At 71.4% G+C, this 19,232-nt stretch carries 14 protein-coding genes; 7 read left to right on the top strand and 7 right to left on the bottom strand.

Going from position 1 to position 19,232, the window contains the following annotated elements; genetic code table 11:
- Positions 1-31 precede the first annotated feature (31 nt).
- From JOD51_RS03755 to hrpA, 6 genes are all read left to right on the top strand, one after another.
- Positions 32-1,588: an MFS transporter gene (locus tag JOD51_RS03755; RefSeq protein ID WP_204607092.1), complete on the top strand. Its 1,557-nt coding sequence runs from the start codon at positions 32-34 to the stop codon at positions 1,586-1,588.
- 183 nt (positions 1,589-1,771) lie between these two features.
- Positions 1,772-2,623: a sulfurtransferase gene (locus JOD51_RS03750; RefSeq protein ID WP_204607091.1), complete on the top strand. Its 852-nt coding sequence runs from the start codon at positions 1,772-1,774 to the stop codon at positions 2,621-2,623.
- 115 nt (positions 2,624-2,738) lie between these two features.
- Positions 2,739-3,806, top strand: a complete 1,068-nt coding sequence (locus JOD51_RS03745; RefSeq protein ID WP_204607090.1) for an NAD-dependent epimerase/dehydratase family protein — start codon at positions 2,739-2,741, stop codon at positions 3,804-3,806.
- 26 nt (positions 3,807-3,832) lie between these two features.
- A complete protein-coding gene (locus JOD51_RS03740) occupies positions 3,833-4,369 on the top strand; it encodes an AAA family ATPase (RefSeq protein ID WP_239539766.1) in 537 nt (178 codons plus the stop codon).
- Between the two features lie 103 nt (positions 4,370-4,472).
- Complete coding sequence (locus JOD51_RS03735) at positions 4,473-6,329, top strand: thioredoxin domain-containing protein (protein WP_204607088.1); 1,857 nt, start codon at positions 4,473-4,475, stop codon at positions 6,327-6,329.
- 34 nt (positions 6,330-6,363) lie between these two features.
- On the top strand, positions 6,364-10,203 hold the full coding sequence (gene hrpA / locus JOD51_RS03730) for an ATP-dependent RNA helicase HrpA (RefSeq protein WP_204607087.1): 3,840 nt from the start codon (positions 6,364-6,366) through the stop codon (positions 10,201-10,203).
- Positions 10,204-10,242: 39 nt separating this feature from the next.
- Here the strand turns inward: hrpA and JOD51_RS03725 are convergent, their stop codons facing one another.
- A complete protein-coding gene (locus JOD51_RS03725; RefSeq protein WP_204607086.1) occupies positions 10,243-10,986 on the bottom strand; it encodes a hypothetical protein in 744 nt (247 codons plus the stop codon).
- 47 nt (positions 10,987-11,033) lie between these two features.
- Here JOD51_RS03725 and JOD51_RS03720 point away from each other — a divergent pair, with 47 nt between their 5' ends.
- Complete coding sequence (locus JOD51_RS03720; RefSeq protein WP_204607085.1) at positions 11,034-11,402, top strand: VOC family protein; 369 nt, start codon at positions 11,034-11,036, stop codon at positions 11,400-11,402.
- A 10-nt stretch (positions 11,403-11,412) separates the two neighbouring features.
- On the opposite strand, the gene JOD51_RS03715 is transcribed toward JOD51_RS03720, so the two are convergent.
- From JOD51_RS03715 to JOD51_RS03690, 6 genes are all read right to left on the bottom strand, one after another.
- The gene (locus tag JOD51_RS03715) at positions 11,413-12,000 is read right to left on the bottom strand and encodes a YbaK/EbsC family protein (protein ID WP_204607084.1); all 588 of its coding nucleotides are present in this window, start codon (positions 11,998-12,000) and stop codon (positions 11,413-11,415) included.
- 113 nt (positions 12,001-12,113) lie between these two features.
- The gene (locus JOD51_RS03710) at positions 12,114-13,340 is read right to left on the bottom strand and encodes a multidrug effflux MFS transporter (RefSeq protein ID WP_204607083.1); all 1,227 of its coding nucleotides are present in this window, start codon (positions 13,338-13,340) and stop codon (positions 12,114-12,116) included.
- A 171-nt stretch (positions 13,341-13,511) separates the two neighbouring features.
- On the bottom strand, positions 13,512-15,965 hold the full coding sequence (locus JOD51_RS03705) for a beta-xylosidase/alpha-l-arabinosidase (protein WP_204607082.1): 2,454 nt from the start codon (positions 15,963-15,965) through the stop codon (positions 13,512-13,514).
- Positions 15,962-16,843: a carbohydrate ABC transporter permease gene (locus JOD51_RS03700; protein ID WP_204607081.1), complete on the bottom strand. Its 882-nt coding sequence runs from the start codon at positions 16,841-16,843 to the stop codon at positions 15,962-15,964. The genes JOD51_RS03705 and JOD51_RS03700 overlap by 4 nt, the downstream gene beginning before the upstream one ends.
- On the bottom strand, positions 16,843-17,874 hold the full coding sequence (locus tag JOD51_RS03695) for a carbohydrate ABC transporter permease (protein WP_111074509.1): 1,032 nt from the start codon (positions 17,872-17,874) through the stop codon (positions 16,843-16,845). Before JOD51_RS03695 ends, JOD51_RS03700 begins: the two co-directional genes overlap by 1 nt.
- Positions 17,875-17,876: 2 nt before the next feature.
- Positions 17,877-19,178, bottom strand: coding sequence for an ABC transporter substrate-binding protein (locus tag JOD51_RS03690; RefSeq protein ID WP_204607080.1), 1,302 nt, complete (start codon positions 19,176-19,178; stop codon positions 17,877-17,879).
- Positions 19,179-19,232: the final 54 nt, after the last annotated feature.

Below are 19,232 nucleotides of genomic sequence, written 5' to 3'. Positions count from 1 at the left end.
ACCCTCCACCCCTTCTCGAAGGAGGCCTGTCGTGACGGCAGAACAGACAGCGCCCGCTCCCACCGGTGCGGCGCCCAAGACATCCGGTGCCACCGCATCCGGTGCCACCGCACCCCGCAAGGACCACCGCTGGATCACCCTGGCGGTCATCGCCCTCGCGCAGCTCATGGTCGTGCTCGACGCGACGATCGTGAACATCGCGCTCCCCTCGGCGCAGCAGGACCTCGGCTTCGGCACGGACCAGCGACAGTGGGTCGTCACCGCGTACTCCCTGGCGTTCGGCTCGCTGCTGCTGCTCGGTGGTCGCCTCGGTGACCTCTTCGGTCGGAAGAACACCTTCATCATCGGGCTCGTCGGGTTCGCCCTCGCCTCGGTGCTCGGTGGCCTCGCCGACTCGTTCGGGCTGCTCGTCGCCGCCCGCGCCCTGCAGGGAGCCTTCGGTGCACTGCTCGCGCCGTCCGCACTCGGCATGCTCACGACGACCTTCCGCGACCCGAAGGAACGCGGTCGTGCGTTCGGCATCTTCGGTTCGATCGCCGGGTCCGGTGCGGCCATCGGTCTGCTGCTCGGTGGGGTCCTGACCGAGTACACCTCGTGGCGCTGGTGCCTCTACGTCAACGTCGTCTTCGCCGTGCTCGGTGTGATCGGGGCACTCGTCTTCATGGTGAAGCCCCCGAAGGCCGACCGGCCGCGCATCGACGTCCTCGGTGTCGTCACGATCACCCTCGGGTTGGTCGGCGTCGTCTACGGCTTCTCGAACGCCGAGACCAACGGCTGGGACGACCCCGTGACGATCGCGATGCTCGCCGTCGGTGTCGTGCTGATCGCGGCCTTCGTGTTCATCGAGACCCGCGTCGCGCACCCGCTGCTGCCCCTGCGCGTCGTGCTCGACCGTGACCGCGGTGGCTCGTTCGTCGCGATCGGCCTCGTGGCGATCGGCATGTTCGGGATCTTCCTGTTCCTGACCTACTACCTCGAGCAGACCCTCGGCTTCTCGGCACTGCAGACCGGCCTGGCGTTCCTGCCGATGCCGCTGTCGATCATGATCTCCGCGACGCAGATCGGCGGCCGCCTGCTGCCCCGCGTCGGCCCGAAGGTCCTGATCTTCGCCGGTGGCCTCGTCGCCGCGACCGGGCTCCTGCTGCTGCTCCGCACCGACCTGGACAGCTCCTACGCGGGCACCGTCCTGCCGGCGCTGGTCGTCATCGGGCTCGGCATGGGCACGATCTTCTCGTCCGCGATGAACACCGCGACCACCGGTGTGGCCCGCGCCGACGCCGGTGTCGCCTCGGCAACGGTGAACACCATGCAGCAGATCGGTGGCTCGATCGGCACGGCACTGCTGTCGACGATCTTCGCCGACGTCGTGAAGAACAGCCTCTCCGGGCTGTCCGCCGCACCGACGAAGCTGCAGCAGGCCCAGGCCACGCTCGACGGCTACCACGCGGCCTTCGGCATCTCGGCCGGTGTGCTCGTGCTCGTCGCGATCGCCAGCGGGTTGCTCATCAACCGCCAGTCGGTCCGTCTGGCCCGCCTGGCGCGTGCCGGCTCGGACACGACCGGCAGCGTCCCGGTCGCCGCGCACTGAGCGGAAACCACCACAGCACGAACGTCGAACGCCGGTCGGCTCCGCACCACCATGCGGAGCGGGCCGGCGTTCGCCGTGTCGGAAGCCGCTTCGCGCGGCGATCGACGTCCGCCTCCCCCGGCCTGTGTCGGACTGTTGCTGAACCGCTGTCCCAGGTCAGGGGTGTCCGTTAGCGTTTGCGCCATGGCCCCCGTCCTGACCTCGCCGCTCGTGTCGACGCAGTGGCTCGCCGACCACCTGGGCGCAGAGGACCTCCTGGTCCTCGACGCCTCGGTGCACACGGACGGCATCGGCTTCGACATGTCGTGGCACTCGGCTCGCGAAGCGCACGAGCGCCGCGGACACGTACCGGGCGCCGTCTACGCCGACCTGATCGACGACTTCTCGGCCTCCCAGGCCGATCTGCCGTTCACCCGTCCCGGAGTCGACCGCTTCGAGTCCGCGGCCCGCGCGCTCGGGGTGAGCCGGTCCTCCACGGTGGTGGTCTACGACGACGGTGTCGGCGAGTGGAGCGCTCGTCTGTGGTGGATCTTCCGGTCCTTCGGCTTCGACGCCGTCGCCGTGCTCGACGGCGGCTTCGCGAAGTGGCGCGAGGAAGGCCGCCCGGTCCGCGTCGGCGCGCTGTCCCGCGGGCCGAAGCCGGCCGGCGACGGCGACGCGTTCGTCGCGGGTGAAGAGCGACCGGTCTGGGCCGACCGGGCACGGGTCCTCCGCGCGGTCGACGGTTCCGAGCCGGCCGCCCTCGTCATGGCTGCCGACCCGACCGTCCTGGGCGAGGACCACCCGCCGATCGTCCCGGGCAGCACGACCATCGGGGTCCGCGAGCTGCTCGACGGATCGAACGCGCTCCTGCGGCAACCGGAGCTCAAGCGTGCCCTCGCGCCGGTCCTGTCCGCGGACGAGGTCGTGACCTACTGCGGTGTCGGCAGCGCATCGTGCGTGGACGCCCTGGCCCTCACGGTGCTCGGACACCAGAAGGTCCGCGTCTACGACGGGTCGCTCGCCGAGTGGTGGCGGGAGCCGATCGCCTCCTGAACGGCCGACGCGTCTGCGGGTCCGGCGCCGTCTGCGGGGCCGGCGCCGTCTGCAGGTCCGGCGCGTCTGCGGCGCCGGCGCTTCCCGTCGTCCCCGGCGGGCTAGCGTTGCCCGCATGAGCAGCAGACGCGCGGTCGTCCTCGGCGGCACCGGCGGCATCGGGTCCCAGGTGGTCCGCGGACTCCTCGACGTGTCCGGCCGGGGCGGCGGCGACTGGGAGGTCGAGGTCGTCTCCCGCACCGGCGGGCCGGTCGCCGACGAACTCCTGGCCCGTGGTGCCGTCGGCCGACCTGGAGACCGACGCGACACGTCCTTCCTGCGCGAACTGCTGCGTCCCGGCGCGGACCTGCTCGTCGACACGGTCGGCGTGACCCGCGACGACGCCGTGCAGCTCGCTCCCTTCCTGGACGACGTGGGGTCGACCGTCTTCGTCTCGTCCAAGGCGGTCTACGCCGACGAGCAGGGGCGGCACGCGAACTCGGTGGACAAGCCGGTGTTCGGCGGCGCGGTCACCGAACTGCAGCCGACGCTCGCACCGGGCGACGCCGACCCGACGAGTCGCGACGGCTACGGCGCCGCGAAGGTCGCCGCCGAACAGGTCCTGCTCGACCACGGTGCACCCGTCACGGTCCTGCGTCCGTCGAAGGTGTACGGCGTCGGCATCGGCCGCCCCCGGGAGTGGTTCGTCGTGCGCCGGGTGCTCGACGGCCGCGAGCGCATCCTGCTCGCCGACGAGGGCCGCGGCGTCGACCACACGACGGCAGCATCCGGCATCGCGTCCCTGGTCCGACTCGTCGCCGACGCGCCCGACCGCCGGATCCTCAACGTCGCCGACGAGACGGCGCCCAGCGTGCTCGACATCGTCCGCACCGTCGCCGGCCACCTCGGCCACACGTTCGAGGAGGTCCTGCTCGGCGAGGACGCGCCCGCCTTCGTCGGGCTCACGCCGTGGTCCGTGCCGTCGCCGTTCGTGCTCGACACCACCGCCGCACGCGCACTCGGGTGGGTGCCGCCGCGGTTCGCCGACGCGGTCGTGCCGGAGGTCGACTGGCTGGTCGAGACCGCGCACCGCACGCCGGTCGACGGGGACGTCCCGTGGGCGTCGGACCCGTTCTGGGACCGGATGTTCGACTACGGGCCGGAGGATGCGGCGATGGTGCTGCTGTCGCTCGGGCTCGACTGATCGCGGACCCGGCTGCGGCGCACACGATGTCCACGGTGAACCGCCCAGAGGTCCTGCTGATCGGCGGCCGGTCCGGCGTCGGCAAGTCGACGACCGCCATCGCGCTCCACGGTCTGCTCGCGGCGGCCGACGTCCGACACGTGGTAATCGAGGGCGACTTCCTGGACCTCGCATGGCCACCGCCGCACCGGGAGCACCCGGAGGCACAGCTGGCTGCACGGAACCTCGCGGCCGTCTGGGCAAACGCGCGGGCGTTGGAGCACCACCGGCTCGTCTTCACGAACACCGTCTCCGTCCTCGAGTCCGTCGTGCTCGCAGACGCGATCGGTGAGGACCCCCTCGTCACCGCGGTGCTGCTGCGCGCCGGGGACGAGGTGGTGGCGGACCGTCTCGGCCGACGAGTCGGCGGTCCGGCTGCCCTCGACGAGATCCGCCACAGTGCTGCGACTGCACGGCACCTCGACCATGCCGTCGCCGACGACGTCGTCCGCGTCGAGACGGACGGACGGACACCGGCGGACATCGCGCAGGAGCTCGGCCGCCTGACCGGGTGGCTGGCCTGACGGCCCGCTCGGTCTGGTCGCGCCGGGCTGTGGACAGCGGCGACTCCTCCACAGATCGGCCTGGAGGCCCGCCCACACAGGGCGCGCGGGGCACGCTGGGTGCATGAACGACAACCGGCTCGGGACCGCCGTCAGCCCCTACCTCCGCCAGCACGCCGACAACCCGGTGGACTGGCGTGAGTGGGGAGCGGACGCCTTCGCCGAGGCACGGGAGCGCGACGTGCCCGTCCTGGTGTCGATCGGCTACGCCACGTGCCACTGGTGCCACGTCATGGCGCGCGAGAGCTTCTCCGACCCGGAGATCGGCGCGGTGCTCCGGCAGGACTTCGTCGCCGTGAAGGTCGACCGTGAAGAGCGCCCGGACGTCGACGCGAGCGCGATGGCCGCGGCGAGCGCCTTCACGGAACAGCTCGGGTGGCCGCTGACCGTGTTCATGACGCCGGACGCGCAGGTCTTCTACGCCGGCACGTACTACCCGCCGCAGCCGGTCGGCGAGCACCCGTCGTTCCGCCAGGTCACGGCTGCGGTGCTCGACGCGTGGCACGACCGTCGACACGAGGTCGATGCGAACGCGGCAGCCGTCGCGCGGGCGATCCGGCAGGGTGCGCAGGCGGACGCGGCCGCGGCGCAGGCGGGGCCGCCTGACGGGGGTGGGGCGGGCCTCCCGTCGGTCGATGCGATCCGCGGGGTCGTGGCGGACCTCGAGCGCGCAGAAGACGCGACGGACGGCGGGTTCGGTGGAGCGCCGAAGTTCCCGAACGCCCCGCTGCTCGAGTTCCTCGGCGACGCGGCCGCGGACGGCGACGGCGCTGCCGGCGCGCTGCTCGCCCGTGCGCTGGACGCCATCGCCGGTTCGGAGCTGACCGACGCCGACGGCGGGGTGTTCCGGTACGCGACTCGTCGCGACTGGTCCGTCCCGCACTACGAGCGGATGCTCTCCGACAACGCCGGACTACTCGCGGTCGCCGACGCTGACCGGGCCCGGGGCATCGCCGACTTCCTGCGCGACACCCTGCGCCGATCGGACGGTGCGTTCGTCGCGGCACAGGACAGCGAGTCCACGATCGACGGCCGTCGGGTCGAGGGCGAGTGGTACCGGTTGCCACGCGACGAACGCAGTCGGCTGGATCCGCCGCCGCTGGACGACCAGGTGCTCACCGGGTGGAACGGCCTCGCGATCCGGGGGCTGGTGCTGGCGGGCACCCGCGCGGGCGACGACGAGATGATCACCCTCGCACGCGCCGCCGCCGACGCCGTGGTCGACGCGCACCTCCGCGACGGCCACGTCGTCGTCCGGTCGAGCACGCCGCGTGGTGCGTCGTCCGCGCCGCCGACGGTGGAGGACCTGGGGTTGTTCGCCGAGGGGCTGCTCGAACTCGCCCTCGCGACCGGTGAACTGCGGTACGCGACGATCGCCCGGACCCTGGTCGGCGACGGACTCTCCGGGGCGCTCGAGGTCGACCCCGTCCTGGCTGCCGCGGGCACCGCGACCGGCGAGCAGCCGCAGACGGCCCTGCGATCGGGGACGGTCGCGCTGGCCGGTGCTGCGGCGACGCTGTCCGCCCTCACCGGGGACGACGAGCCGCGACGCGCTGCCGAGCGGCTGGTCGCGGAGCGCGCACGGACGGGGGTGGAGCGGCCGCTCGGGCATGCGGACGCCCTGGGCTTGGCCCTCGCCCTGCAGCGCCCCTCCCGGCAGGTCGTCGTGGTCGCCGACGAGCGGGCCGACGCCACGGTCGCGGGCATGCTCGCCGCGGTCCGGACTGCGCGACGTCCGGGAACGCTGGTGGCAGTGCTCACCCGGTCGCAGGCAGCGGAGTGGTCCGCAGCGGGTTTCTCGTTGTTCGACGGGCGCGACGCCCTCGACGGCGTGACCTACGTCTGCCACGACCGCGTGTGTGCGCTCCCCGCGCGGAACGCGGACGACCTGTCCGGCCAGCTCGCGCTCCGGCACGGCTGACCGCGGCGCGCCCGGACGGTATCCTGGAATGCTCATGTCGAATCCCCCCGTCATCACGTACCCGCCCGAGCTGCCCGTCTCGCAGCGGCGGGACGACATCGCCGCCGCGATCCGCGACAACCAGGTCGTCATCGTCGCCGGTGCGACCGGGTCGGGGAAGACGACGCAGCTGCCGAAGATCTGCCTCGAGCTCGGGCGCGAGAGCATCGGCCACACCCAACCCCGACGCATCGCAGCGCGCACGATCGCCGAACGTGTGTCCGAGGAACTCGGCGGTGAGCTCGGCGGACTCGTCGGCTACCAGGTGCGCTTCACGGACCGGGTCAGTTCGGACACCCGCATCAAGGTGATGACCGACGGCATCCTGCTCAACGAGATCCACTTCGACCGCGACCTGAAGCGGTACGACACGATCATCATCGACGAGGCACACGAGCGGTCCCTGACGATCGACTTCCTGCTCGGCTACCTGAAGCGGCTCCTCGCACGGCGCCCCGACCTCAAGCTCGTCATCACGAGCGCCACGATCGACCCGGGGTCCTTCTCGAAGCACTTCGACGACGCCCCGATCATCGAGGTCTCCGGTCGCACCTACCCGGTGGAGATCCGCTACCGGCCGCTCGTGGCCGAGGACACCGGCGACGACTCCGATGACGACGAGTCCGACTCCCGCACCGGCGACAGCGGCAGCAACGCCGACGACCGCGACACCCTGCAGGGCATCACCGACGCGCTCGACGAACTCGCGCGGGAAGACCCGGGCGACGTCCTGGTGTTCCTGTCCGGCGAGAACGAGATCCGCGACGCGCAGGACGCCATCGAGGGCAAGCACTACCCGGGCACCGAGGTCCTCCCCCTCTACGGGCGACTGTCCGCGGCCGACCAGCACCGGGTGTTCCAGCGGTCGAACACCCCGGGCCTCCGGCGACGTGTCGTGCTCGCGACGAACGTGGCCGAGACCTCGCTGACCGTCCCCGGCATCAAGTACGTCGTCGACACCGGCACCGCCCGCATCTCCCGGTACTCCCCGCGGGCGAAGGTGCAGCGGCTGCCGATCGAGGCGATCTCGCAGGCGTCCGCCAACCAGCGTTCCGGCCGCGCCGGTCGCACGAGTGCGGGCATCGCGATCCGGCTCTACTCCGAGGACGACTTCGACCGCCGTCCGGAGTACACCGACCCGGAGATCCTCCGCACGAACCTGGCGGCCGTCATCCTGCAGATGATCTCGCTCGGGTTCGGGGACATCGAGTCGTTCCCGTTCCTGCAGCCGCCGGACTCACGGGGCGTGAAGGACGGCCTGGACCTGCTCCGCGAACTCCGCGCCGTCGACACGGAGGGTGCGATCACGAAGACCGGCAAGCAGCTCACGCGCCTGCCGATCGACCCGCGGCTCGGCCGGATGGTGCTCGAGGCCAGCCGGCAGGGTGTCGGGCGCGAGGTCATCGCGATCGTCTCGGCACTGAGCATCCAGGACCCCCGCGAACGTCCGCTCGAGAAGCGTGCCCAGGCCGATCAGCTGCACAGCCGCTTCGCCGACCCGACCAGTGACTTCCTGACGCTGCTCGGCCTGTGGAACTACCTGGAGGACAAGCAGGACGAGCTGTCGTCGAGTGCGTTCCGCCGGATGTGCAAGGCCGAGTTCCTCAACCACCTGCGGATCCGCGAGTGGCAGGACCTGTACCGCCAGCTCTCCCGCGCGGCGAAGCAGGTCGGCATCCACGTCGGGACGGAGCGCAAGGACGACCCGGACTCGGTGCACCGGGCGCTGCTCGCCGGACTCCTCAGTCAGATCGGGCTCCGCGACCGCGAGAAGCGCGACTACCTCGGATCGCGGAACACCCGGTTCGTGGTCTTCCCCGGCAGCGTCCTGGCGAAGAAGCAGCCGGACGCCGTGATGGCCGCGGAGCTCGTCGAGACCAGTCGACTGTTCGCCCGGACCGTCGGCCGCATCGACACCGCCTGGGTCGAACCGTTGGCCGGTGACCTGCTCAAGCGCACCTACGGCGAACCGCACTGGGAGAAGAAGCAGGGCGCCGTCGTCGCCTTCGAGCGGGTGACGCTGTTCGGTGTCCCGATCGTGCAGCGCCGACGCGTGCAGTACAACCGGATCGACCCCGTGCACTCACGGGAACTGTTCATCCGGCACGCCCTGGTCGAGGGCGAGTGGGAGTCACAGCAGGCGTTCGACCGGGCGAACCGGACGCTCCGCCGCGAACTCGAACAGCTCGAGGAGCGCACGCGACGCCGCGACATCCTGCTCGACGACGAGACCGTCGTCGCGTTCTACGACGCGCGCATCCCCGCCGAGATCGCCACCACCCGCGACTTCGAGGGGTGGTGGCGACGGACCCGGCGTGACCAGCCGGACCTCCTCACCATGCGGCGGGAGGACCTGCTTGACGAGTCGGCTGCCTCCGCCGCCGAGGACGACGACGAGTACCCGACGCAGTGGCGGAGCGGCGACCAGCGCCTCGCCGTCCGCTACCGGTTCGAGCCGGGTGCCGAGGACGACGGCGTCAGCGTGCAGGTACCGCTCGCCGTGCTGCCCCGGATGCGCGAAGCGGGCTTCGACTGGCAGGTGCGCGGCCTCCGCAAGGAGCTCGTCACCGCCCTGATCAAGGCGCTGCCGAAGCAGATCCGCAAGAACGTCGTCCCCGCGGCCGACTGGGCCGAGAAGATCGTCACCGAGCTGCCCGACGACGCCCCGACGACGCCGACCGAGAGCTTCCGGGCAACCCTGGCGAAGACGATCCAGCGGCTCGTGCACGTGCCGGTCTCGGAGTCCGACTTCGACATGTCCCGGGTGCCGTCGCACCTGCTGCCGACCTACGCGGTCGTCGACGAACGCGGCCGCCGGGTCGAGGCCGGCAAGGACCTGTCCGCGCTGCAGACGAAGCTGAAGGACCGGACCCAGCAGAGCGTCGCCGCCGCCACGCAGCGGTCGGGAGGCTCGTCCCGCGTCGCCGACGCCGGCTCCGGCCGCCGCATCGAACGCTCCGGCCTCGCCGCCTGGCCCGACCAGGACCTGCCGGAGGTCCTCGACACGAAGCAGGCCGGCGGCGTCATCCGCGCCTACCCGGCCCTGGTCGAGGAGGGCTCCGGCCCGAAGGCGACCGTCGGCGTGCAACTCCTCGCGACACCGGGCGACCGGGCCGTGCAGATGCCCGCCGGGGTCCGGCGCCTCGTGATGCTCGCCGTACCCTCCCCGGTGTCCTACATCCAGCAGCACCTCACCGCGCAGGAGAAGCTCGCCCTCGCCGCGAGCCCCTACCCGTCGACGAACGCACTGTTCGACGACGTCCTGGCCGCGGTGGTCGACGCCGGCATCCGACGGACCCACCCGGACGGGCTGGTCTTCACACGGGCCGCGTTCGAGCAGGTGCGGGACACCGTCTCGGCGACCGTGGTCGACACGATGTTCACCGCGGTGTCCGAGGTCGCCGCCGTCCTGACCGCGCAGCGGAACGCCGAGCGCGCGATGAAGCAGGCGACGAACATGGCGCTGCTCCCGGCGCTGTCGGACATGCGGCAGCAGATGGAGCGCCTGGTGTTCGCCGGGTTCGTCTCGGTCGCGGGGCTCGACCGCCTCCGACGCATCCGGGTGTACCTGCAGGGCATCGAGGCCCGCGTGACGAAGCTGGTGCAGAACCCGGGCCGCGACGCGAGCTGGATGCGTGAGGTCACCGGCGCGACCGAACGCTACGTCGAGGCGGGTGGGGCGTTCCCGCCCGCGGTCGGCTCGCACCCGGAGCTCGTGCACGCACGGTGGATGCTCGAGGAGTTCCGCCTCAGCCTGTTCGCGCAGGAACTCGGGACGGCGGAGACCGTGTCGCTGCAGCGGATCACGAAGGCGCTGACCGCCGCCGGCCGCTGAACCGCGCCGTCCCGCCGACCAGCAGCGAGGAGGCGGGGCTCACCCAGGCTCGGCCAGGCACTCGGTGCTGAAGAACACCTCGCCGGAGGTCGTGGAACCCTCATCGGGTCGGCGGAGGTCGTCGATGGAGTACGTGCCCGGCTGGTCGTTGCGGAGCTGGCACTCCTGCCTGGTCACCTCGGCGTCCGCGGGGTCCAGATCCGACTGCAGGAGCGCAGCGGTACGAGCCCCCAGCTTCCGCAGCTCCCCGGCAGCGTCTCGGTCACCGAAGTGACGTTCAGCCGCGGTGGCCGGCTGGGCGCGTCGCTGGGCGCCCTGGGCGGTGGTGCCGATCGTGTTGAGCAGCGCCGTTCCGTCCAACACCCCGGCGATGCAGAGGACGACGATGGCTCCGATCATCGCCGCCGACGACCGGCTGCGGTCCTTCCGGCGTTCGCGGACCTCGACGACGAGCACGGCTGCCGGGATCCCGACGGCGATGGCGACGCCCAGCAGGACGGCCAGCGTGGTGCCCGGGGTCGGCTCTCCGGACCCGAAGGTCTGCTGCAGGCTCGCCCCGAGTTGGAACGCGAAGCCCACGACGAGGGCAACCGGCATCATCAACGCCACGACGACGCTCGACGACCGGTTGGTCGCCTGTGTGGGCTGCGCAGGCGGCGCCGGGGTCGTCCGGCCCGGGACGGCGGCGTCGAGACCGTAGGGACCAGGTGTGCCCAGGTCCTCGTCCGGCTGCGACTCGGGATCGTCGTCCGGTCCGCGGTCGTGATCAGTTGCTTCGTTCATGTTCCCCCCGAGACCCATCTTGCCGGACCAGGACTACGGTGACCGCCATGATCGGCACACTCGACGTCGTCGTCCTGGACTGCCCGGACACCCGCGCCTCCGCCCGCTTCTCCGCCGAAGTCCTCGGCGGGGAGGTCGTCGCCTTCGACGAGGACTGGGCCGAGGTGGTCCTGCCCTTCGCCGGACACCGTCCGTTGCTCGCCCTCCAGCGCGCCGACGGCTACCGGGCTCCGGACTGGCCGGGGCAGAGCGTCCCGCAGCAGGTCCACCTCGACGTGAAGGTGGACGACCTCGACGTCGCTGAACAGGCCGTGTTGGCGGTCGGTGCGCGGGCGACCGGCGCGGGCACCGACACCTTCCGGGTCTACCTCGACCCGGCGGGGCACCCGTTCTGCCTGGTCCGCCCCCAGGACTGACCTGCTCCGGTCAGTCCGACGGCCCGTCGGCGGCAGCGTCAGCCGCAGCAACCGGCCCGTCGGGCTCGACCGCCAGCCCCGTGACGACCTCGACCCGCGGCAGTTCGGCGAGCACCGCACCCGGCAGGAGCAGCTTCGCCCCGCGGACACCCGCACCGATGACGACCTCGGGCACCTCGAGCACCCGGGAGTCGACGTACACCGCCCAGTCCGCCGGCAGCCCGATCGGCGTGATGCCGCCGTACTCCATCCGGGTGCGCTCGACGGCGTCGTCCATCGGCGCGAAGCTGACCTTCCGAGCACCGAGCAGCCCCTTGACGGTGCGGTTGACGTCGAGCTTCGTCGACGCGAGCACCACGCATGCGGCGTACGTCACGGTGTCTCCACGCTTGCCCGCGACGACGATGCAGTTCGCGCCGCCGGACACCGGGAAGCCGTACGCCTCGGAGAAGGCTGCCGTGTCCGCCAGGTCCGGGTCGATCGGCGACGCCTCGATCCGCTGCACCACGCCGGCGGGCAGGGCGACCAGGGCCTCCGCGACGGGGATGGCGATCGAGCCGGTGGCGAGCAGGACGGGCATGCGGTTCAACGTCGGCATCGCTCCACCCTAGGGACGCCCACCACGACGACGTGTCAGCAGGAAGCCGGACGACGCGGCGTCCACCGCGACGCGGCGTCCACCGCGACGCGGCGTCCACCGCGACGCGGCGTTCACCGCGAGCCGACCACCCGCCGCCGGTCACGCGCCGATGCCCAGACCTGCACGACCAGCCCGAGCGCGATGAACCCCGCCATCATCCCGCCCATCGCCGTCGCGGTGCCGCCGAGCGCTCCGGCGAGCGGCGTCGCCAACCCGCCCAGCCCGAACGTCAGCCCACCGGCCAGCGCCGAGGCGGTCCCGGGGTGCCGGTGGCCGAGCGCCTGCGTCAGCGTGATCGACCCGGGGATCACCCAGCCCCACGCGGCGGTGACGAGAGCGAGCGCTGGCCAGACCACGGCTGGCCCGGCCCCGCTGACCGCGCCGAGCAGGACGAGCACCGACCCCGCGGTGCCGACGGCGAGGCCGATCGTGTAGAGCCGGTCCTCGGCGACGCGGCCGACGAGCTGCCGGAACACCAGGGTCGACACGATCATGCACGACGCGTTCGAGGCGAAGACGAGCGTGTAGAGCCCCTCGCCGAAGCCGTACTGCTGCTGGAACACGAAGGACGAGGTGGCGATGTACGAGAAGAAGCCGATGGTCCCGCAGCACCCGGTGACGAGGTACCAGCGGAACCGTGGGATGCGCAGCAACTCCGCCATCCGTCCGAGCACGGCCCGGGGCGACCGGCCACCGGGGGTCGGCTCGGTCAGGGTCTCCGGCAGCAGGCGTGCTGCGGCGATCGTGAGGACGGCGCCGAGGACCGCGAGCACGACGAACGCACCGCGCCAGGTCGAGAACGACAGCACGACGCCCCCGGCGAGCGGTGCGACGACGGGCCCGACCGAGTTGACGACCGCGAGCGTCGAGTACAGCCGGCTGCGCTGCGTCCCGGTGGCCGCGTCGCCGACCATCGCTCGACCCGCCACCGCGCCGGCTGCGCCGCCGAGGCCCTGCACCACGCGCGCCACGACCAGGGTCACGATGTCCGGGGCGATCGCGCAGACCAGTCCGGCGACCGCGAACAGGGCCGTCCCGCCGAGCAGGATCCGGCGCCGTCCGACGCCGTCGCTGATCGGTCCGACGACGATCTGCCCGACCGCGAAGGCGACGAGGAACGCGGTGAGGGTGAGTTGGACGGCGGCGGTCGAGACGTCGAGGTCGCGGGCGATGGCCGGCAGCCCCGGGATGTACATGTCGGTCGCGAAGGGCGACACCCCGACGATGAGGCTGAGGGTCAGCAACGGCCCCCGGCGTCCGGTCCAGGACGTGCGGGTGTGATCGGCAGCGCTGCTCATCGCCGCCACCCTAGCCCGCGCGGAGCGCGCAGCGACAGGGACGATCGTGACCGGTCCGGGTCAGCGACGCGACCCCGGGACGGACGGGAGGCCCGTGACCAGCTGGTCACGGGCCTCCCGTCCGACGGTGTCGCGCTCCCCCGCGACTGGCCGTCACCGGCCGGTTCCCCGTCAGCCGACGATCTCCCACGTGACGAGTCGCGCGTCGCGGGTGGTGACCTCGTGCACCGGTCCCTCGACCGCGAGGACCGCGCGCGGTGTCGCGGTGCCGGGCAGGACCCGGGGCGCGGTGGCGCGCTCGTTGACGATGACGCCTCCGGTCGCGGTGTCGGCGTCCGCCACGGAGGCCGAGGCCGCCGCGTGCGAGCCGACCCAGACCTCCACGTCACCGGGTTCCACGATCCGGACCATGCGCCGGTCGCTGAACGCCAGGCGGGTGGTGGGGACGGTGAAGGCGAGCCGGACGGAGGCGCCGGCGTCGAGTTCGACGCGGGCGTAGCCGAGCAGCTGCACGACCGGGCGGGTGACCGACCCGGCGACGTCGTGCCCGAACAGCTGCACGACGTGGGCGCCGGCGACCGAGCCGGTGTTCGTCACCGTGATGCTGGCGGTGAACGCCGAACCGGCACGGACCGCGTCGTCGACGACCAGGTCCGTGTGGTCGAACGAGGCGTAGGACAGGCCGAAGCCGAACGGCCGGACCGGCGTGGAGTCGGTCGCGGTGACGTCGGACGGGCCGCCCAGGGCGGGGTGCAGGTACGAGTACGGCTGCGCACCGGCGGACCGGGGCAGCGACACCGGCAGCCGACCGGAGGGGTTCACCCGACCGGTGACGACGTCGGCGATCGCGAGACCGCCGCCCTCACCGGGGAAGAACGCCTGCAGGACGGCGGCGGGCCGCGGCCCTTCCCCGTCGAGCGCCCAGCCGACGGCGTACGGCCGGCCGGTGAGGAGCACCAGGACGACCGGCGTGCCGGTGGCGACCACGGCCTCCACCAGGTCGCGCTGCACGCCGGGCAGGTCGAGCGACTCGGAGTCGTTGCCCTCGCCGACGGTGCCGCGGCCGAACAGGCCCGCCTGGTCGCCGACGACGACGACGGCGAGCTCGGCCGCCATCGCGGCGGCGACGGCGTCGGCGATGCCGGTCCGGTCCTCCCCCTCGACCGTGCAGCCCTCGACGACCCGGACCGACGCGCCGGCGAACGCGTCGGTCAGCGCCTCGGCGACCGTCGGGATCGAGAACCCGAGCGGCAGTCCGGGGTGGGCGGCGAGGACGTGGTTCGCGAACGAGTAACAGCCCTGCAGCGCCTCGGCGCGGTCGGCGTTCGGGCCGATCACGGCGACGGTGCCGGGGGTCTGCCGGACCGGCAGGACCCCGTCGTTGCCGAGCAGCACGATCGACTCCTCGGCGAGACGCCGGGCGAGCGCCTGGTGCCGCGTTGAGTCGAGGTCGACGCCGGTGGGCGGTTCGTCCTCGTACGCCTCGGGGTCGAGCAGGCCCAGGGCCTCCTTCTGCGCGAGCGCACGGAGGACCGCTCGGTCGACGTACGCCTCGTCGAGCTGGCCGGACCGCACGCGCTCCAGCAGGGGCTGCAGGTACGCGTCGCCGGTGGGCAGCTCGATGTCGATGCCGGCCTCGAGGGCGAGCGCCGCCGCTTCCCCGCGGTCGGCGGCGACGGCGTGCATGACCTCGAGGAACGCGATCGCGAAGTAGTCCGCGACGACGGTGCCGTCGAAGCCGAGCTGTTCACGCAGCACGGTCGTCAGGTACTCGGGGTTGGCGGCCATCGGGACGCCGTCGGTCTCGGTGTACGAGTTCATCACCGAGCGGGCGCCGCCGTCGAGCAGTGCCATCTCGAACGGCGGCAGGAACACGTCGCGGATCTCGCGCGGCCCGGCGGAGACGGGCGCGTGGTTGCGTCCGGCGCGGGATGCCGAGTAGCCGAGGAAGTGCTTCAGTGTGGCGTGCACGCCGGCGTCCTGCAGGCCGCGGACGTACGCGGTGCCGACCGTGCCGACCAGGTACGGGTCCTCACCGATGCACTCGTCGACGCGGCCCCAGCGGGGGTCGCGGACGACGTCGAGCACCGGGGCGAGCCCCTGGTGGATGCCGAGTTCGCGCATCGAGTCGCCGATCGCACGGCCGACCTGCTCAACGAGTTCCGGGTCGAACGAGGCGCCCCACGCGAGCGGGGTCGGGAAGGTCGCGGCCTTCCAGGCGGCCAGTCCGGTGAGGCACTCCTCGTGCACGAGCGCGGGGATGCCGAGCCGCGTCTCCCGCTTCAGGCGACGCTGCTCCTGCCAGAGCCAGGCGGCCCGCTCCTCGGCGTCGACCGGGCGGGTGCCGTACACGCGGGTGTAGTGCCCGATGCCGTCGCGGGTCACGTCGGGCAACGTGGCCCGGTCGTCCTGCGCGGCCGCCATCTCGCCCTGCATGGGCGCGACGACGCCGTTCTGGTCGAGCCAGTAGCCGACGATCTGCGCCGTCTTCTCCTCGAGCGTCATCCGGGCGAGCAGGTCGCGGACGCGGTCGCTCACCTCGGGGACGGCCGGGAGGCCCGTGGCCGGGTCCGACAGGTCGGTGCGGACCGTGTCGACCTGCCGGGGTTCGTTGGTGATCGTCATCCCTTGACCGCCCCGGTGAGACCGCCGACGATCCGGCGCTGGAAGATCGTGAAGAAGACCAGCGCGGGGATCATCGACATCGACGTGAACGCCAGCACCTTCGCGGTGTCGACGGAGTACTGCGATGAGAACGCCTGCACACCGAGCGGCAGCGTGTAGCTGCCCTCGTTGTTAAGGATGAACAGCGGCAGGATGTAGCTGTTCCAGCTGGCGATGAACGCCAGGATCCCGACCGTGACGACACCGGGCAGGGACAGCGGCACGATCATCCGGAAGAAGAACCCGAGGCGGCTGGCGCCGTCGATGGACGCCGCTTCCTCGAGCTCGTCGGGGATCGCGCGGAGGAACGGCACCAGGATGATGACCGTCGTCGGCAGGGCGAAGGCGATCTGCGGCAGGATCACACCGGCCAGGCTGTCCGTCAGACCGAGGTCCTTGATGAGCAGGTACAGCGGGGTGATCGCGACGGTGATCGGGAACATCAGGCCGGCGGCGAACAGCGCGTAGAGGGCACCGCGGCCGGCGAACCGGTAGCGGGCCAGGATGTAGCTGACCATCAGGCCGAGCACGACGACACCGACGGTCGTCGCGATCGCGCTGACCGCCGAGTTACCGAGCTCCCGCCAGAAGATCGAGCTGCTGAGGACCGAGCCGTAGTTGCCCAGTTCGAACGGTGCCGGCAGACCGGCGGGGCTCGTGGTGATCTGCGAGTTCGTGCGGAAGCCGCCCAGCACGATGTACAGCACCGGGGCGAGGTTCGCGGCGACGAACAGGATCGCCACGACGTAGGTGAGCGGGTTGGCGCGACCGATGGCCGCACTCGACCGGCGTGCACGCGTCGCACGGCGCCCGGGGGCGACGATGCTCGTGGTGGCCATCACTTCTTCCCTTCGGTGATCGCGCCCGCGGTGTCCCGGCGGAGCACGAATCGTTGGTAGATGAGCGCGACGGCCAGGGAGATGATGAACATCACGACGGCGACGGCGCTGCCGAACCCGTAGTTCCCGGAAGTACGGCCGTTCGCCACCATGTAGGTCGCCATGGTCGACGTGCCTGCGGTGGAGGCGATGTACTGCCCCCAGATGATGTAGACGAGGTCGAACAGCTGCAGCGACCCGATGATCGACAGGAACGCCCAGATGCGGATCGTCGGCCCGAGCAGCGGCAGGGTGATGCGCCGCTGGATCTGCCAGTAACCGGCGCCGTCGATCGCGGCGGCCTCGAACAGTTCTTCGGGGATGCTCTGCAGGCCGGCGAGGAACAGGATCACCGCGAAGCCGATGTACTTCCACGAGATGATCACGAGCAGCGTCCAGATGGCGATGTCCGGGTTGGACAACCAGTCTGCGCGGAGGCCACCGAGGCCGATGCCCTGGAGCAGGTCGTTCACGGCGCCGTTCGACTGCAGCAGCAGGCTCCAGCCGGTGCCGACGATGACCTCGGAGATCACGTACGGCACGAAGACCAGGACGCGGATGAGACCGCGGCCGTGCATCTTCTGGTTGAGCAGCAGCGCGAGGACGATGGCGATCGGGCCCTGCAGCACCAGCGACAGGACGACGATGAAACCGTTGTGCATGAGGACCGACCGGAAGGCCTGGTCCTGGAAGATGATGACGTAGTTCTGCAGGCCGACGAAGTCGGTGGGCGGGCCGTAGCCCTGCCACTTGAAGAACCCGTAGTACGCGGCCATGGCCACGGGCAGGATCACGAACGTGACGAAGACGATCACGGCGGGTCCGGCGAGGACGGCGATCTCCGCGCGCTGCCGCCAGTCCGCGAGCCGCTTGGCGGGCCGACGCCCGGCGGGGCGCGGTGCCGTGGAGGCACCGCGCCCTGCCTGCGTGGACCCCGCGCCGCGGTCCGACCCGGTGGCCGGGTCCGTGCCGAGCGAGGTGTCGAGGGTCATGGTCAGCCCTTGGCCGCAGCCTGGTTGGTGGCGGTGACGATGTCCTTGGCGTTGCCCTTGCCGGCGAGGACGTCCACGACGCTGGTGTTCAGCGCGTTGCCGACGTTCTGGCCGTAGAGGGTGTCGAGGTACTGCGACACGAAGGGGGCGTCCTTGTACGCGGCGAGCGCCGTCTTCAGGTACGACTCCGACACGACGGACTGGGCGTCCTGGTTGACGGGGATCGCCTGGAAGGCCTTGTAGTAGCCCTCCTGGTTGTCCTTCTGCACGATGAAGTTGAGGAAGTCGGTGCAGGCCTTCTTCGGGGCCTTCGCGGTGCAGGAGTAGCCGTCGACACCACCCATCATCGACTTGGCGTCACCCTTGCCGCCGGACACAGCGGGGAACGGGAACCAGCCGAGGTCCGGCAGCGGCTTGGCGTCCGGGGTCAGGGAGGAGATCACGCCCGGGTCCCACGCGCCCATGAGTTCCATGGCCGCCTTGTGGTTGGCGAGGAGACCGGCGGAGCTGCCGGCACCCTGCTGGGCTGCGGTGGTGAGGAAGCCGTCGTTGAACGGCTTGGTGTCGTTGAAGGCCTCGAGGTCCTTGCCGGCCTTGGCCCAGCAGGCGTTGTCGAACTTCAGCGACTTCGCGGCACCGGTCAGGGTCTTCTCGCTGCAGGCGCGGAGGGCGAAGTTGTAGTACCAGTGCGCGGCCGGCCAGGCGTCCTTCGCACCGACGGCGACCGGGTCGACCCCGGCGTCCTTGAGCTTGCTGATGTCGTCGTTGAGCTCGTCCATCGTGGTGGGGGTACCCGAGATGCCGGCCTTCTCGAAGAGGTCCTTCGAGTACCAGATGCCCTCGGGGAGCACGGCGACGGGCATGGCGTAGGTGCCGTCCTTCGCGTCGTAGCCCGAGAACGTGCCGGCGCTGATCGACTTCTTCGCGTCGGCGCTGATCGAGTCCTTGATGTCGAGCAGCTGCCCGGCGTTGATCATGGCGTTGAGCTTGCCGCCACCGCGCTGCAGGAAGACGTCGGGGCCGTCACCGGAGTTCAGCGCGGTCTGGAGCTTGCCGTCCAGGTCCTCGTTCTGGATGGCCTGGATCTTGATCGTGACGTTCGGGTTCTTCTTCTCGAACGCCTTGACCGTGTCGGCCCAGTAGGCCTTGCCCGGTCCGGTGGTGGAGTTGTGCCAGAAGGTCATCGTGACCTTGCCGTTGCCGTTGCCGTCGTCGGCGGATCCGCCGCTCGAGCAGCCCGTGGCGAGCAGTGCGGTGCCGGCTGCGATGGCGATTGCCGCCGCGAACCTGTTCTTCCTCGTCATTGTGGAATCCCTCGGTAGTCGTCGTTGACATGCGACCGCGAGGCCGCACGGAGA

It is taken from the genome of Curtobacterium herbarum (assembly GCF_016907335.1).
GTDB classification, from domain to species: Bacteria; Actinomycetota; Actinomycetes; order Actinomycetales; family Microbacteriaceae; genus Curtobacterium; species Curtobacterium herbarum.
The sequence above is the reverse complement of the archived record's forward strand: the minus strand, read 5'-3'. Positions and strand labels throughout refer to the sequence as shown.

Coding starts and splice junctions, on each gene's coding strand:
- JOD51_RS03750 (WP_204607091.1), top strand. CDS start 1,772: ATGGCCCCCGTCCTGACCTCGCCGCTCGTGTCGACGCAGTGGCTCGCC.
- JOD51_RS03745 (WP_204607090.1), top strand. CDS start 2,739: ATGAGCAGCAGACGCGCGGTCGTCCTCGGCGGCACCGGCGGCATCGGG.
- JOD51_RS03740 (WP_239539766.1), top strand. CDS start 3,833: ATGTCCACGGTGAACCGCCCAGAGGTCCTGCTGATCGGCGGCCGGTCC.
- JOD51_RS03735 (WP_204607088.1), top strand. CDS start 4,473: ATGAACGACAACCGGCTCGGGACCGCCGTCAGCCCCTACCTCCGCCAG.
- hrpA (WP_204607087.1), top strand. CDS start 6,364: ATGTCGAATCCCCCCGTCATCACGTACCCGCCCGAGCTGCCCGTCTCG.
- JOD51_RS03725 (WP_204607086.1), bottom strand. CDS start 10,986: ATGAACGAAGCAACTGATCACGACCGCGGACCGGACGACGATCCCGAG.
- JOD51_RS03720 (WP_204607085.1), top strand. CDS start 11,034: ATGATCGGCACACTCGACGTCGTCGTCCTGGACTGCCCGGACACCCGC.
- JOD51_RS03715 (WP_204607084.1), bottom strand. CDS start 12,000: ATGCCGACGTTGAACCGCATGCCCGTCCTGCTCGCCACCGGCTCGATC.
- JOD51_RS03710 (WP_204607083.1), bottom strand. CDS start 13,340: ATGAGCAGCGCTGCCGATCACACCCGCACGTCCTGGACCGGACGCCGG.
- JOD51_RS03705 (WP_204607082.1), bottom strand. CDS start 15,965: ATGACGATCACCAACGAACCCCGGCAGGTCGACACGGTCCGCACCGAC.
- JOD51_RS03700 (WP_204607081.1), bottom strand. CDS start 16,843: ATGGCCACCACGAGCATCGTCGCCCCCGGGCGCCGTGCGACGCGTGCA.
- JOD51_RS03695 (WP_111074509.1), bottom strand. CDS start 17,874: ATGACCCTCGACACCTCGCTCGGCACGGACCCGGCCACCGGGTCGGAC.
- JOD51_RS03690 (WP_204607080.1), bottom strand. CDS start 19,178: ATGACGAGGAAGAACAGGTTCGCGGCGGCAATCGCCATCGCAGCCGGC.